This is a genomic window from Xanthomonas sp. Leaf148 (genome assembly GCF_001423585.1).
GTDB lineage: Bacteria > Pseudomonadota > Gammaproteobacteria > Xanthomonadales > Xanthomonadaceae > Xanthomonas.
On the sequence record NZ_LMOP01000009.1, the window covers coordinates 115,488 to 130,983 of the forward strand.

At 65.7% G+C, this 15,496-nt stretch carries 11 protein-coding genes; 10 read left to right on the plus strand and 1 reads right to left on the minus strand.

Features of this window, described 5'->3' with window-relative positions:
- Positions 1-170 precede the first annotated feature (170 nt).
- The 9 genes from ASF90_RS12810 to ASF90_RS12850 all read left to right on the plus strand — a co-directional run bounded on the left by ASF90_RS12810 (position 171) and on the right by ASF90_RS12850 (position 12,540).
- Positions 171-1,217 (plus strand): rod shape-determining protein, encoded by a 1,047-nt coding sequence (locus tag ASF90_RS12810; RefSeq protein WP_006452025.1) that lies wholly within the window; start codon positions 171-173, stop codon positions 1,215-1,217.
- A gap of 166 nt (positions 1,218-1,383) precedes the next feature.
- A complete protein-coding gene (mreC, locus tag ASF90_RS12815; protein ID WP_055850606.1) occupies positions 1,384-2,739 on the plus strand; it encodes a rod shape-determining protein MreC in 1,356 nt (451 codons plus the stop codon).
- Positions 2,736-3,221 carry a rod shape-determining protein MreD gene (gene mreD / locus ASF90_RS12820; RefSeq protein WP_055850608.1) on the plus strand — a complete coding sequence of 162 codons (486 nt, stop codon included), beginning with the start codon at positions 2,736-2,738 and terminating at the stop codon, positions 3,219-3,221. The genes mreC and mreD overlap by 4 nt, the downstream gene beginning before the upstream one ends.
- 3 nt (positions 3,222-3,224) lie before the next feature.
- The gene (gene mrdA, locus ASF90_RS12825; RefSeq protein WP_055850609.1) at positions 3,225-5,285 is read left to right on the plus strand and encodes a penicillin-binding protein 2; all 2,061 of its coding nucleotides are present in this window, start codon (positions 3,225-3,227) and stop codon (positions 5,283-5,285) included.
- Complete coding sequence (gene rodA, locus ASF90_RS12830) at positions 5,282-6,400, plus strand: rod shape-determining protein RodA (protein WP_055850614.1); 1,119 nt, start codon at positions 5,282-5,284, stop codon at positions 6,398-6,400. Before mrdA ends, rodA begins: the two co-directional genes overlap by 4 nt.
- A 318-nt stretch (positions 6,401-6,718) precedes the next feature.
- Positions 6,719-8,110, plus strand: coding sequence for a glycosyl hydrolase family 28 protein (locus ASF90_RS12835; RefSeq protein WP_055850617.1), 1,392 nt, complete (start codon positions 6,719-6,721; stop codon positions 8,108-8,110).
- A gap of 433 nt (positions 8,111-8,543) precedes the next feature.
- A complete protein-coding gene (mltB, locus tag ASF90_RS12840; RefSeq protein ID WP_055850620.1) occupies positions 8,544-9,683 on the plus strand; it encodes a lytic murein transglycosylase B in 1,140 nt (379 codons plus the stop codon).
- Positions 9,680-11,080 carry a septal ring lytic transglycosylase RlpA family protein gene (locus tag ASF90_RS12845; protein ID WP_055850623.1) on the plus strand — a complete coding sequence of 467 codons (1,401 nt, stop codon included), beginning with the start codon at positions 9,680-9,682 and terminating at the stop codon, positions 11,078-11,080. Before mltB ends, ASF90_RS12845 begins: the two co-directional genes overlap by 4 nt.
- 254 nt (positions 11,081-11,334) lie before the next feature.
- The gene (locus ASF90_RS12850; protein WP_055850627.1) at positions 11,335-12,540 is read left to right on the plus strand and encodes a D-alanyl-D-alanine carboxypeptidase family protein; all 1,206 of its coding nucleotides are present in this window, start codon (positions 11,335-11,337) and stop codon (positions 12,538-12,540) included.
- A 408-nt stretch (positions 12,541-12,948) separates the two neighbouring features.
- Here the strand turns inward: ASF90_RS12850 and ASF90_RS12855 are convergent, their stop codons facing one another.
- On the minus strand, positions 12,949-14,010 hold the full coding sequence (locus tag ASF90_RS12855) for a lipid A deacylase LpxR family protein (protein WP_055850630.1): 1,062 nt from the start codon (positions 14,008-14,010) through the stop codon (positions 12,949-12,951).
- A gap of 304 nt (positions 14,011-14,314) precedes the next feature.
- On the opposite strand from ASF90_RS12855, the gene ASF90_RS12860 reads away from it, so the two are divergent.
- Positions 14,315-15,304, plus strand: coding sequence for a CsgG/HfaB family protein (locus ASF90_RS12860; RefSeq protein WP_055850633.1), 990 nt, complete (start codon positions 14,315-14,317; stop codon positions 15,302-15,304).
- The last annotated feature ends 192 nt before the right edge of the window (positions 15,305-15,496 follow it).

Below are 15,496 nucleotides of genomic sequence, written 5' to 3' on the forward strand. Positions count from 1 at the left end.
ACAACCGCGTGCCATGCCCGGCGTGACCGCCACATGAAAACCGGGCCGGAAACACCGATTTTTCCTTGCCCGCACCGGGGGGGATTGCTAGGCTAGTGGACTTCGTTTTCTGCCCAAAATTTCGCCAGTCTGGCGGCGGGCACGCGACTTACCCAGGAACAACTCCCTCGATGTTCAAGAAACTGCGCGGCATGTTCTCCAACGACCTGTCCATCGATCTGGGCACGGCCAATACGCTGATCTACGTGCGCGGACAGGGCATCGTGCTGAACGAGCCATCGGTGGTTGCGGTGCGTCAGGACCGCGCAATCGGCGGGACGCGCTCGGTGGCTGCCGTCGGCGCGGAGGCCAAGCAGATGCTCGGTCGTACCCCCGGCCACATCACCACCATCCGCCCGATGAAAGACGGCGTCATCGCCGATTTCACCTACACCGAAGCAATGCTGAAGCACTTCATCAAGAAGGTGCACAAGTCGCGCTTCCTGCGCCCCAGCCCACGCGTGCTGGTGTGCGTGCCGGCCGGTTCCACCCAGGTGGAGCGCCGCGCGATCAAGGAATCTGCGGAAGAGGCTGGTGCGCGCGACGTGTATCTGATCGAAGAACCCATGGCCGCTGCCATCGGGGCCGGCATGCCGGTGACCGAAGCGCGTGGCTCGATGGTCATCGACATCGGCGGCGGCACCACCGAAGTGGCGGTGATCTCGCTCAACGGCATCGTCTACTCGCAGTCGGTGCGCGTGGGCGGCGACCGCTTCGATGAGTCGATCACCAACTACGTGCGTCGCAACCACGGCATGTTGATCGGCGAAGCCACGGCCGAGCGCATCAAGTTGCAGATCGGCTGCGCCTACCCGCAGGACGAGGTGCAGGAGATGGAAATCTCCGGCCGTAACCTCGCCGAAGGCGTGCCGAAGATGATCAAGATCAACTCCAACGAAGTGCTCGAAGCGCTGCATGAGCCGTTGTCGGGCATCATCTCCGCAGTGAAGCTGGCGCTGGAGCAGACCCCGCCGGAACTGTGCGCCGACGTCGCCGAGCGCGGCATCGTGCTCACTGGTGGCGGCGCGCTGCTGCGCGACCTGGACCGTCTGATCTCCGAAGAAACCGGCCTGCACGTGCAGGTGGCCGACGATCCGCTCACCTGTGTGGCCCGCGGCGGCGGTCGCGCGCTGGAGCTGGTGGACATGCACGGCAACGAGTTCTTCGCGCCGGAATAATGGAGCTGGGAATGGGGAATCGGGAATGGGGAATCGTCGTGCGGCTCCCCGCCTCCGGCTTTGCGTGGTCACTGCGCATTCCCGTCCGCATATCCCTTAGCCCTTCCGTGGGCAGCACATTGCCCACCGATTCCCCATTCCCGACTCCCCATTCCCGGCCCTGAAAGTGCCCTCCTACGCCGGTCCTCCCGTCGCCTCCCGTCCGGGCGAAGTCACCTCCACGCTGCGGCTGCTGGTCTATCTGGTGCTGGCGATCACGTTGATCGCGCTCGATAGCCGCGGCAGCTGGCTGAGCCAGGTGCGAATGCAGGCCAATCTGCTGATCCAGCCGATCTGGGCAGTGGCCGGATTGCCGGGACGCATCGGGTCGCAGGTGCGCGACAACGCCGCAACGCACGCGCAACTGGTGGAAGAAACCCGCGACCTGCGCAATCAGCTGCTGGTCGCCAACGCCCGCCTGACCCGGCTGCAGACCGCTGCGCTGGATAACGCCCAGTTGCGCGAGCTGCTCAACGTGGCCGAGCGCCGTGGCCTGGACGTGCAGCTGGCGCCGATCCTGGATATCGACCTGGACCCGACCCGCCAGCGCTTGCTGCTGGACGCCGGCAGCCGCGATGGCGTGCTGATGGGCCAAGCGGTGATCGATGCCGGCGGCCTGATGGGCCAGGTGATCGAAGTGACCCCGCTACATTCGACCGTCTTGCTGCTGACCGACCCAGACCACGCGGTGCCGGTCAGCGTGGCGCGCAACGGCGTGCGTCTGATTGTCTACGGCCGCGGCGACCGGCTCGAATTGCGCGACATCCCGCTGAGCGCCGGCGTGCAGGTGGGCGACGAGATCGTCACCTCCGGCCTGGGCGGCCGCTTCCCGGCCGGCTTCCCTGTGGGCAAGGTCTCCGAGCTGCATCCCGACGACACCCACGCCTTCCTGGTCGGCGAGCTGACCCCGGCCGCCAAACTCGACCGCGGCCGAGACGTGCTGTTGTTGCGCGCCGGCAAGCCGCTGCGGGTGGTGCCGGGAATCGGGAATGGGGAATCGGGAATGGGGAATGGCAACGTCAATGGCAATGGCGCTGTGGCACCTGCCGCTGCGGCGCCAGCAAACGCGCCGGTGATCGCAACGCCACGCACGCCAGCGAGCGGAGTGTCCGACGCGGCGATGGATACCGCACGCCCGACGGCGGGCGCAGCATCGGGCACCGGCACCGGCAGCGCTCAGGGCACCCAGTCCGCGCCGACACCTGCCGCGCCCGGCACGCAGCCGTCCAGTGCGCCAGCGTCCGGTCGCCCGGCCAGCACGCCCGCGCGCGCGACGGCGTCGAATGCATCCAACATCCCGATGCCTGATTCGCGTCCTGCTTCGCCGCAGGGCTTGCGGGCAGCCGGAACGAGGAATGGCAACGGCACGCAGTCGCCAGCTGGCCGTGCGAGCGATGCGCCGCCGCCGCAAGGCACCGCTCCTGCCGATTCCCGACTCCCGAATCCCGATTCCCGTCCGTCTCCACCGGAGACGGACCAATGACCCGCATGCGCAACACCTGGATCCTGCCAGTGAGCCTGCTCATCGCGCTGGTGCTGGGTCTGCTGCCGTTGCCGGAGGTGGTGCAGCCGCTGCGCCCGTACTGGGTGGCGCTGGTGCTGGCTTACTGGGTGATCGAGGAGCCGGATCGGGTGGGGCTGGGTGTGGCCTTCGTGGCCGGCGTGCTGGCCGATCTGCTGTACGGCGGGCTGCTGGGCGAGCAGGCGCTGCGGCTGGTGATCATGACCTTCATCCTGCAGCGCTTCCGCGCGCGGATGCGGTTTTTCCCGGTGTCGCAGCAGGCGCTGGCGATCGGCGGGCTGCTGCTCAACGACCGCATCGTGTCTTCGGCGGTGCATCTGGCGATCGGCGAGCCGACCCTGCCGTGGAGTTACTGGTGGGCGCCGCTGCTGGGCATGGCGCTGTGGCCGCCGCTGTTCGTGTTGCTGGATGCGGCGCGCCTGGGCAAGCGGGGCAAGAAGTAGCCCATGCACGGTCGGCGCCAACCCAAGAACCCGCATGCCGAGGCCGAGCAGTTCCGCCGCCGGGCGGTGCTGGGGTTTGTGATGGTGGTGATCTGCCTGGTCGGCCTGGGCGGGTGGTATTTCAAGCTGCAGGTGCTCGACCACGAGGTCTACGCCACCCGCTCGGAAGCCAACCGCATCAAGCCCAAACCGGTGGTGCCCGGGCGCGGCATGATCTACGACCGCACCGGTCGGTTGCTGGCCGAAAACGTGCCGGCGTTCCGGCTGGACGTGACCCCGGACAAGGTCGCCGACATGGGCGCCATGCTGGCCGCGCTGGGCAAGGTGATCCCGATCGCGCCGGAGGATCTGGAGCGCTTCAACCGTGAGCGCCGCGCGCGCCGCAGCTTCCTGCCGGTCACCCTCAAACTGCGCATGAGCGATGAAGAGATGGCGCGCTTTGCGGTGGAGCGCTGGCGCTTCCCCGGCGTGGAGCTGGAGCCGTATCTGACCCGGCGCTACCCGTATGGGCCGTTGTTCGCGCACATCATCGGCTACGTCGGCCGCATCGACGAAAAAGATCTGGCGGTGCTGGGCGAGGGCAACGCTGCGCTCACCCATATGGGCAAGTCCGGCCTGGAGCGCTATTACGAACAGGACCTGCGCGGGCAGGTCGGCTACGAGCAGGTCGAGACCAACGTGCAGGGGCGGGCGATCCGCACCGTCGGCCGGGTCGCGCCGCAGTCGGGTGCGGATCTGCGGCTGTCGGTGGATGCCGATCTGCAGCGCGCAATGGTGGCGGCGTTCGGCGAACACGAAGGTGCAGCCATTGCGATGGACCCGCGCACCGGCGAGATCCTGGGCATGGTCAGCCTGCCCAGCTACAACCCCAATCTGTTCGTCAACGGCATCTCGCATACCGATTTCAAGATGCTCAACGACAACCCGTCGCGTCCGCAGTTCAACCGGCTGGTGCTCGGTGGCGTGGCGCCGGGCTCCACGCTCAAGCCGCTGATCGCCCTGGCCGGCCTGGATAGCGGCCTGCGCCGGCCGGAAGACCGGGTGTTGTCCACCGGCATGTTCTATCTGCCCGGCGTCAGCCGCGGCTGGGGCGACTCGCACCGTGGCGGCCACGGCTGGACCGATCTGCGCAAATCCATCGCCCAGTCGGTCAATACCTACTACTACCGCCTGGCGGTGGACATGGGGGTCGAGCGCTTCGACCATTACATGGGCGGATACGGCTTCGGGGCGCCCACCGGGGTGGATCTGTTGGGCGAAATCGGCGGCATTCTGCCGTCGCCGGCCTACAAGTACAAGAGCCGCAAGGAGCGTTGGTACCCCGGCGACACCGTCAACATCGCCATTGGCCAGGGCGACTGGAAGGTGACTCCGTTACAGCTGGTGCGCGGCGTCTCGGCGATCGCCAGCGGCCTGCTGCTGCGCCCGCATCTGGTGCTGGAAGAACGCACCGGCTTCGATCACCCCTGGCAGCCGATGATCCAGCCGCCGGGCAAGCCGGTCAGCCCGAATCCGGCGCATCTGCAGGTGGTGCGCGAGGGCATGATGGACACCATGCGCCCGGGCGGTACCGGCTACGCCATCACGCCCGGCGCGCCCTACCAGATGGCCGGCAAGACCGGCACCGCGCAGGTGGTCAGCCGCAAGGGCGTGGCCGCCGTGGACCCGCGCAGCCTGCCGATGCACCTGCGCCACCGTGGTCTGTTCGTCGGCTTTGCGCCGGCCGACAACCCGGTCATTGCGGTGGCGGTGGCGGTGGAGGGCGGTGGTTTTGGTACCAGCTCGGCAGCGCCGATTGCGCGCAAGATTTTCGACGCCTGGCTGCTGGGCAAGATGCCTGCGGGCATCCTGCCGCTGGACAGCGAACTCGGCATGACCGCCGTTGGCGTCAACCAGTTCGAAGCCGGCGCCACCGATGCACGTGCGGCCGGCGATGCGGCTGCCGCCACGCTGGAAGAATTGCCGGTGGTGATCGGCCAGGCCGCCGTTGCGCTGGATCCCAGCACGCCCGCGCAGCCGGTGATACCGGATGTGCCGGATGCGGTGCAGGAGACCGATCATTGAGTGACATCCTGCGCTGGTTGGCGGACATGGCCGCGCGTTTTACGCGCAGCCTGGACTGGGTGCTGTGCCTGGCGCTGGGCGCGTTGATGGTGATCGGCCTGTCGGTGCTCAAGAGCGCCGGCGGCACGGCCAACGGCGATCATCTGGTGATGGCGCAAGGCATCCGCTTCGTCATCGGCGTGGCCGCGATGTGGGGCATCTCGCGCATGTCGGTGCTGCGCCTGCGCGCCTGGACCCCGTGGGTGTATGGCTTGTCGATGCTGCCGCTGCTGGCGGTGTTCGCGCTAGGCACCGGCAAATACGGCCGGCAGTGGCTGGATCTGAAAGTGTTCTATCTGCAGCCGGCCGAGCTGCTCAAGATCAGCCTGCCGATGATGGCGGCCTGGTATCTGCACCGCATGCCGTTGCCGCCGCGTATCTCCACCGTGTTGGTCACCTGCATGATCATCGGCGTGCCCACCGCGTTGATCATGTTGCAGCCGGACTTCGGGACCGGCGTGCTGATCGCCGCCAGCGGCGTGTTCGTGCTGCTGCTGGCCGGCCTGCCGTGGTGGTGGGTAGCCGTGGGTCTGGGCGGCGTGGCGGCGGCGGCGCCGATCGCCTGGTTCTGGCTGCTGCGGCCGTACCAGAAGGACCGCATCATGATGTTCCTCAACCCCGAGAACGACGCGCTCGGCGCCGGCTGGAACATCATCCAGTCCAAGATCGCGATTGGCTCTGGCGGGTTGGATGGCAAGGGCTGGGGGTTGGGCTCGCAATCGCATCTGAACTTCATTCCCGAACAGACCACCGACTTTGCGTTCTCGGTGCTCAGCGAAGAATTCGGCTGGATCGGCGTGGCCACCGTACTGACGCTGTATCTCATCGTCATCGGCCGCTGCCTGTGGATCGCCTCGCAGGCGCGCGACACCTATTCGCGCCTGGTCGCTGGCGCCACCGGTCTGGCGTTCTTCGTCTACGTGCTGGTCAACGGCGGCATGATCTCCGGCCTGCTGCCGGTGGTCGGCGTGCCCATGCCCTTGATGAGTTACGGCGGCACCTCGGCGGTGTCGTTGCTGGCCGGATTGGGCCTGGTGATGGCAGTGAAGGCGCACCGGCCGGTGCACGGGTACTGACGCATAGCGTCATGCCGTTGGCGCGTTGCATCGCGTCAACCCACGCGCAAGCGGCATGCTCCGCATTGCAACGCCGACTGATGCGACACGCGTGTGTCACCGCGTCGGCAATGTAGCGATGGCATCGCGTTTTTGCGCGCTGCGTTGCAATGACGACACCTCGACGTAGGGTGGCTTCGCTCGGGCGGCATCCGGTTCGCTCGCGTTCTGCATGTGCGATGTGTGCTCCGTAGAGTCCGCTATGCCGCTGCAGTGATGGCGGCCGCGTCGCGTTGCCTATGCAGGCGCGCGCCATTCCTCTTTCGGGTGCCTGTTTCCATGAAATTGCTAACCGCCGCCATCGGCGGTGTTTGTCTGATGCTTGCCACGCAGGCCAGCGCTGTCACCTTCGCCACGGGCGATGCCCGCGCTGTCGCGCAACCGGCAATTCCGCCCACGTGTCCGCCCTCCTTGAAGGCCGGCCTGACGCCGAGCGGGCGTCAATTCGATGATGCATTGGAGCGCTCGCCGCCTGATACCAAGACCATCCAGGCCGCGCTCAATGCCTGTAAAAACGGCAGCGTGCTGTTGACCAGCGGCAGTGGCAACGCGTTTCTGACTGGCCCGCTGACCATTCCCAGTGGCGTCACGCTGGTGGTCGACCAGGGCGTCACCTTGTACGGCTCACGCAATCCGGCCGACTACGGCAGCGGCTGCGGCGTGGCCGGTTCCAAGAGTGGCGGCTGTGCGCCGCTGATCAGCGTCAAGGGCGCCAAGTCGGGCGTCATGGGCATCCGCATCGGCGGGCGTCAGGGCACCATCGATGGCCGCGGCGATCTGACCATGCTGGGCAAGAGCACCACCTGGTGGCAATTGGGCGAAGACGCCAAGGCGGCCGGCCTGGTGCAGAACAGCCCGGATCTGATCAAGGTGCAGAATTCAACGGCGTTTACGCTGTACGACATCAATCTGATCAACGCGGCGTACTTCCATTTCTTCGCGCATATCGTTGATGGCCTGACCATCTGGGGCGTGCGGGTGAAGTCACCGGCCACCAGTCCCAACACCGATGGCCTGGATCTGGACAGCGTGGTCAATGCCACTCTCCACGACAACGATGTGATGGGCGGCGACGATTGCGTGGCGATCAAGACCATCGCTTCCAAGTCGGCCAACATCACCGTGCGCAATACGCGTTGCTACGGCACGCATGGCATCTCCATCGGCAGCGAAGTGATGTCTGGCGTCAGCAATGTGCTGGTCGACAACAACGCGCTGGTGTCCACCGACGATGCAGGCAATCGCAGCACCGACAACAACGGGTTGCGCATCAAGACCAGCATCGTCAAGGGTGGGCCGGTCAGCCTGGTTACGTATCGCAACACGTGCCTCTACGGCGTGACCAGCCCGCTGGTGATCAACCCGTTCTATGCCGGCGGGAGCAGCGGCACCAAACCGACCTTCCACGACATCGTCGTCGACGGGCTGCGCAGTGCGAACGATGCCGGCGGCAAGGGCTGGATTCTGCGTGGCTACGATGCGCAGACGCGGCTTGATCTGGTGCTGGCCAACGTGGCGACCAGCAACACATCGGTCAATGCGAGCAACGCGCAGATCGGGCTGAGCAACAGCGCGCTGACTCCGACCGGGAGCGGTGTCACCACTGCGCCGGTGCAAGTCGGCGGCGGCATACCGACCTGCTCGAGCGCACCGCACTTCCCGGCGCTGTGAGGCTACAGGCGCGGCCGATCCTAGCGGCCGCGCCTGGTTTTCTGCCACGGCTGCTCAGTCGATGCAGCCGCCTGGCAGTGGGCTTTGATGTCCCATGAGCTGCCAAGCCGGCTAGCTGTCTTCGGTTCTTTCCAAGGGGGCAACGGCCGCCTTCGCGTCACTGACATCAGCGCGGCGATCTCGCCCGCGATCAGCTGATCGCAATCACCGTCGAGCACCCAGTTGTTAGCGCGGCACCCACATGCCAGTGGTGCATATCGCGCTAGCGCGCCCTGTGGCCGGACTCCCGCTCCTGCCAGCCGCCGCTCCCAATCCCGATTCCCCAGCCACCAAACTGCCCCACCTGCTGCGGCAGACCTTGACTTTGGCTAAAGTCTTTTCGTTTCATGGTCTTATTGCCAGAAGTTCATCTGATGTCTGTTACCCTCGGCCGATGATTCGACGCACTCTGACCTGCCTGCTCACCCTCGGCCTTGTCGCCTGCGCGACCCAGCCCAGCCCTCCGTCCCCGCCGCCGGCTGCCAGTGCGCCTCCGGCCAAGCCGCCCGTGGCTCCGGTCGCGCCTGCAAGTGCCGCCGCCGAAGCGCCTGCACTACCGCCGGTCGATCTGACTCCGGTGCCGTTCGAGATCGCACGTGCCAACTTCGTGCGCGACACCGCCGCCAAATACGGCATCGACGCCGCACAGATCGAAGCGGTGCTGGCGCAAGCGCAATTCAAGGACGCCATCGTCACCGCGATGTCGCGCCCGGCCGAGCGGGTCAAGCCATGGAACGAATACCGGCCGATGTTCATCACCCAGGCACGCATCGATGGGGGCCGCAAATTCCTGGCCGAGCACCGCGCCGAGCTGAGCAAGGTCGAAGCCGCCACCGGCGTGCCGGCGCAGGTGATCGTGGCCATCATCGGGGTGGAAACCAGTTACGGCAGCAATGCCGGCAAGTACCGCGTGTTGGATGCGCTGTACACGCTGGCGTTCCGCTACCCGCGCAGCGGCGACCCGGCCAAGCTCGAGCGCGAAGTGCGTCGCGAGCTGTTTTTCCGCGATGAACTCGGCCAATTGTTCGCGCTCGGCAAGGAAGAGCAACTCGACGTCACCAGCCTGATCGGCAGCTACGCCGGCGCGATGGGCATGGGCCAGTTCATGCCTTCCAGCTACCGCCAGTTCGGTGTCGATGGCGATGCGGATGGCAAGCGCAATCTGTTCACCGATTACAACGACGTGTTCGCCTCGATCGCCAATTACTTCGTCAAGAAGGGCGGCTGGGTGCGCGGCGGTGAAGTCGCCGTGCCGGCCACGCTGGCTGCCGGCCGCGAAGAATTCAATCCCACCGACTGGTCGCCGGTGTACACGCTGGCCGATCTGTCTGCGCGCGGGTATCACCCTGGCGCGCCGGTGGTGGCGGGTAGCACCGCCACGCCGATCAGCCTGGACGACGCCAACGGCAAGCAGTACTGGCTGGGCTTCCAGAACTTCTACGCGATCACCCGATACAACATTTCCAAGATGTATGCGATGGCCGTGTTCCAGTTGTCCGAGGCCATCGCCGGCAAGGAGTTACCCCCGGCATGAACAGCATGACAGGCCCCAAGTGGCTGATCCCGATGGCGCTGATGCTCGGCCTGGCGGCCTGTAGCAGCGCACCGAAGAAAAGCGTCGCTGCCAAGGGCGGCGGCGCCATCAAGGGCGTCAAGATCGACGGCAAGGGGCCGGCGTACGTCGCCACCGGATGCCCGTCGACCTCGCCGTATGCGGCCGCCAAGGAAGACCCGTCCACGCGCGGCGACTACACCGCCGGCGGCCTGTACAAACCCGGCGTCAAGGACACCACGCCCGACCACGTGCCCAACGTGGCCTGCATCCCCGAACCGCTGGTCACCAACGAGCCGCGCTCGGCGGTCGGCAATCGCTCGCCCTATGAAGTGCTGGGCAAGCGTTACGTGGTGATGGACGACCCGGGCGACTATGTCGAACGCGGCACCGCCTCGTATTACGGCAGCAAATTCCATGGCCGGCTCACCTCCAACAAGGAGGTCTACGACATGTACGCCTTCACCGCTGCGCACAAGACGTTGCCGCTGCCCAGTTTCGCGCTGGTGACCAATACCGACACCGGCGATTCGGTGGTGGTGCGCGTCAACGACCGCGGCCCGTTTCACGATGGCCGCGTGATCGACCTCAGCTACGCCGCCGCGGTCAAGCTCGGCATCACCGGCAGAGGCACCGGCAATGTCGAAGTGCGCGGGCTGACCGAAGCCGATAACGGCAACCTGCTGGCCAAGCGCAATCGTGGCCAGGTGCCGGTCACGACGGCGGTTGCCACCGCGCGGCCGGCGTCGGGCAGCAGCCAGATCGATGGTCTGGTGCAGCGTCTGCCCACGCGCACGGTTCCGCCGCGCACGGTGACGACAGGCGCGGGCACAGCGGTTGTCACGTCTGCAGTAGCGATTGCTGCAGCACCGGTCACTGCGGCCGGCGAGCGTTGGCGCTATCGCGTGGCCGATTCGCGCCAGCCCGGCAATGCCGACAACTTCGATGCCTGGATGAAGACGCAGGGCGTGCGTGTGGCCACCGGCAAGCCTGCCGCTGCCGTGCAGCGACCGACCGGCGCGACAACCACAGCTGCCGCCGCACCGGTCGCCGTTGCCGTGGTCAAGGCATCGGAAAGCGTGGCTGCGCGTCCGCTCAAGCCCGATCCGATGCCGGCCAAGGCACCCAGCGTGGCCGAGGCTGCGCTGGGCGACATCCTGTTGCAGGTCGCCAGCTTCGCCAGCCGCGAAAATGCCAACCGCGCGCTGTCGCAGCTGGCCTCGGCCGGTATCGCCGGTGCCAGCGTCAGCGACATCGTCAGCGGTGGCCGCACCCTGTGGCGCTTGCGCGTCAACGCACGCGACCACGCAAACGCATCGGAGATTTCCCAGCGGATTGCCGGCCTGGGCTTTGGACGTCCGCAGATCGTCGCCAACTGAGCACAGACCGTTATGCCGTGGTTAGCCGCCATCCAGCGAGCGGGTCTGATACACGGCGCTTGCGTCCAACCGCGCGACAGCGTGGTTCCGCTAGGCGCGCTGCGGCGTCGGTGCGGCGCGCGTCCCGCGCGGTACGCCAGCAGTCACGCTGAACTGTGGAGGCGCGCCGGTCCCTGCGCGCGTCGCTTGAATCTTCATCGCACCTTACAATTTCGTATTACCCAGCCTTCGGGCCCGTCAGGAGTCGTTCTTCAATGAAATTCCGCTTCGCCGCCGCTGCCGTGGCCACGTTCGCCTTCGGCCTGGTCTGCGCCCAGACACCTGCGCCGCAGCCGACTCCCGCTGTGGCTGCCGCGCCGGCTGCACTGCCGGTTCCGCCCGCACCCGCGCCGGCCGTGTCCAAATCCTGGATCCTGATGGACTACGCCACCGGGCAGGTGCTCGCCGGCGACAACATCCATCAGCAGTTGGCACCGGCCAGCATCACCAAGGTGATGACGTCCTACGTGGTGGCCGCGGAAATCAAGAACGGCAAGGTCAAGCGCGACGACCAGGTCATGATGAGCGAGCGCGCCTGGCGCGAGGGCGGCGCCGGCACCGATGGCAGCTATAGCGGCTTCCCGGTCAACCAGACCGCGCGTCTGGAAGACATGGAAAAGGGCATGGCCATCCAGTCCGGCAACGATGCCGCGATTGCGCTGGCCGAGCATGTGGCCGGTAGCGAAGAAGCCTTCGCCTCGCTGATGAACAGCTACGCCGCCAAGATCGGCATGAAGAATTCGTACTTCGTCAATGCGCATGGGTTGAGTGCCGAAGGCCATCATTCCACCGCCTACGACCTGGCGATGCTGGGCCGCGCGATGGTGCGCGATTACCCGGAAACCTACGCCTACAACAAGATCAAGGAATTCCAGGTCGGCACCATCAAGCAGAGCAACCGTAACCGGCTGCTGTGGCGCGACCCGGCGGTGGACGGCATCAAGACCGGCCACACCTCCGAGGCCGGCTACTGCCTGCTGAGCTCGGCCAAGCGCGGCGACCAGCGCCTGATCGCGGTGGTCATGGGCGACACCTCTGAAGAACAACGCGCCACTGACAGCCTGGCTCTGCTCAACTGGGGGTTCCGCTTCTTCGAAACCCACAGCCTGTACGCGCCCGGCAAGGTCGTGACCAAGCAGAAGGTCTGGAAGGGCGAGCAGGACGAAGTGCAGCTGGGCGTGGCGCAGCCATTGCTGGTCAGCCTGCAACGCGGCCGCTACAACGACCTCAAGCCCAGCATGGACGTGGCCAAGAATCTCGAAGCGCCCATCAAGAAGGGCCAGCAGGTCGGCACCGTGAAGGTCAGCCTCGACGGCAAGATCATCGCCCAGGCCCCGCTGGTCGCCATCAACGCGGTGGAGGAGGGCGGCTTCTTCAAGCGCCTCTGGGATTCGTTCTGGATGTGGTGGGAATCGGAATAAGTGCAGCAAAAAGCCGGCGAAAGCCGGCTTTTTGTTTCTGGGATTAGGGATTTGGCATTCGGGATTCGCAACAGCCAGAGCAGATGCAACGCAACCGCAGCCGCTCGGACTAATCCCAATCCTGACTCCCTAATCCCTGACCAGACGCATCTGCTTAAACGAGAAGCTGGCTATGTGGATGCGGCAGCAATCCGAATGGTTCAACCAAAAAAGCTGGCTTTTTGTTGGCGGTGATTAGGGATTCGAGATTGGCAAGAGCAAAAGCAGGTGCAAATCCCCAGCGGCCCGCTTCGGCGAATCCCCAGTCCCAACTCTCCAATCCCCGCTCTCGATCAGGCTGCCGACCATCGCAAAGCCCCAGCAGCCCGCTCTAACGAATCCCCAATCCCGACTCCCCAATCCCAGCCCTCAAAGCATCCGACTGATCGTGAAGCTGCCGTACACCGGGGTTTCGCGTTGGGTCTCGAATTCGCGGGTGCGGTGGTAGCGGGCGAGGGCGAACTTCCACCGGCCGTACATCACGGCCAGGCCGTAGCCGACATCGCCCACGAACGGGCGCTTGTCCACGCTGTGGCTGTTGCGGAAGGTGTTGCCGTCCAGGGTGATATCGCGGATCACCCAGCGCGCGTCGGTGGTCACGAACAGATGGCTCGACCAGCCACTGGAACGTCCCAGCCGGCTCGGCGCAGTGTTTTCGCCCGCCGGGCGGGTGGGGGTGCTGCCGAAGTCGTCCGGCAGTTTCCAGCCAAAACGCGCTTCGCCACCGGCGTTCAGATGCGTGGCCATGTTGCCGACCGCCCCGCCCCAGTGCGAGATGAAATCCCAACCGAATCCATCGGCGTTGCCGCTGGCATCGGCCGGCCACCGGCGCATACGTTCGTGCACCAGATTGATCAGCGGCTCGTTATGCAGCTGATTGTCCCAACCCTGGAATTTCTCGTCGCCCAGCGCATCGTGGATCGCATCCTGCGCCTCCTCGGCAAGGGCCCACGGGCCGACCACGCCAATCTGCAGCTGCGTGGTCCGCAGGTGCGCATCGTTGCGCGCGTTGTAGCCGAAGCTCGCCAACAGGATGCCCGCATACGGGCGGTCCTCCGGGATCACGTCGCGACGGGTGTAATCGGTCGGCGTAAAGATTGCCTGGCCGATCGAAAACACCATGTTCTGCTGATCGAACTCGCCTGGGTGCAGCCGCTCCAGGTAGCTGTTGACCCAGCGCGCGGTGCGCGGCAGGCACGGGTCGTCGGTGTAGTCGACCAGGTTGGGCGAGACCAGCGTCAGCACCGCACCGTTGGAATATCCCTGGTCCTGGTCCTCCCCGCCGAACAAATCGTTGTCGACCCGGAAATTGACCGCTGGCGGCGTGCGCCCCAGTCGGCTGGAATCGCACTGATCCGCAGCGATGGCCGGCATCGACAGCCCGGTGAGAGAGAGCAGCAAGGCAGCAGACAACGCGCGCGGTCGGAGCATGGAAGGCCTGGGGGAGTAGGAGGGACGGGATGGTGCAAAGGTGCCTGCGCCAGCGGCTGCGCCGCGTGAACGTACCGGTCATGATGCCCCGAGGGCTGCACTTGGGCGACGCTATCCCAGGCAGCGGTCCGTTCTGTCTGAGACATGCCGACACTGCGACCTGGTAGCGATGAAAAGCGCGCGCGAATAGCATATGATCCGCCCCCGGGGAAAGAAGCCCCAAGGAACGGCGGCCCTCACAGGCCATTTCATCACCAACGGATCGCGTTCGCCGACGGCAGCGCAGGTGTCAGGGGGAATAAACATGAGCAAGACGATTTCTGTGAGCGCAGCTGTACTGTCCGGCGTGCTGGGCATTGCATTGGCTAGCGTCAGCGCGCCGGCATCGGCCGGCTTCAAGGATGCCTTCAAGGGCAAGGGCTCCGCGCAGGACCAACGCAAACAAGGCGTTGCGGAGATCCCGGTGTGCACCAAGCCGCTGGGCAGCCTGTCGGTCATCGAGCCGGAAGACGCAGTCAACTGGTGGACGGGGCAGCAGCTGCCGGCGCCATCCAAGTTGATCAAGGTGTTTGTCAACAAGTCACGCTGCTTCACCCTGGTGGACCGCGGCGCGGGCATGGCTGCATCGCAGCGCGAGCGCGAGATGGCGGCCAGTGGCGATCTGCGTGCGCGTTCCAACATCGGTAAAGGTCAGATCCGCGCGGCCGACTATGTGATGACGCCAGACCTCATTTCGCAGAACAGCAATGCTGGCGGCAGTGCGGTTGCAGGTTTGCTGGGCGGCCTGGTGGGCGGTAATGCAGGCGCTCTGGTGGGAGGGTTGAATTTCACCAAGAAGACTGCTGACGTAGCGCTGACCGTCACCGATGTGCGCTCCTCCGAACAGGTCGCCATGGCCGAAGGTAACGCCAAGAAGACCGACATGGGCTGGGGCGGGGCGGGCGGCCTGTTCACTGGCGGCGGTTTAGGCGCGGCTGGCGTTGGCGGTTATGCCAATACCGAAATTGGCCAGGTCATCACGCTGGCGTATCTGCAGGCCTATACCGACATCGTCACCCAGCTGGGCGGGCTGTCCGGCAATGCGGCGGCGTCCAACACCCAGCAGGCGGTCACCGTGACCCGCGCAGGGCGTCTGTTGGCTAACGCCAAGGGCTCCGGCGCAGCAGTGCGCACGCTGGAGCCGGGCATGATGCTGTATCCCACCGGCACCAAGGAAGGCGTCATGTGGGAAGTCGAAGACGAGATGGGGAACCGTGGCTGGGTGTCGTCGGCCATGCTGGAACTGTCCAAGTAAGCACAGGCCTCGGCCGGATGTGTTCGGCTGTGTCAGAAAGTCAGGCGAGCGTTAAAAATCCAGGTGCGCCGCGCGCGCATCTGGCCTTCGGGCGCAGTCTGATTTAGCGGATGTCTCGCTTCGCTGTCGAACGCCATCGTTGAACAACCCCGCCAGTCGCTCACTGTCTGGCGGGACGAGCGGAGCCCGTGC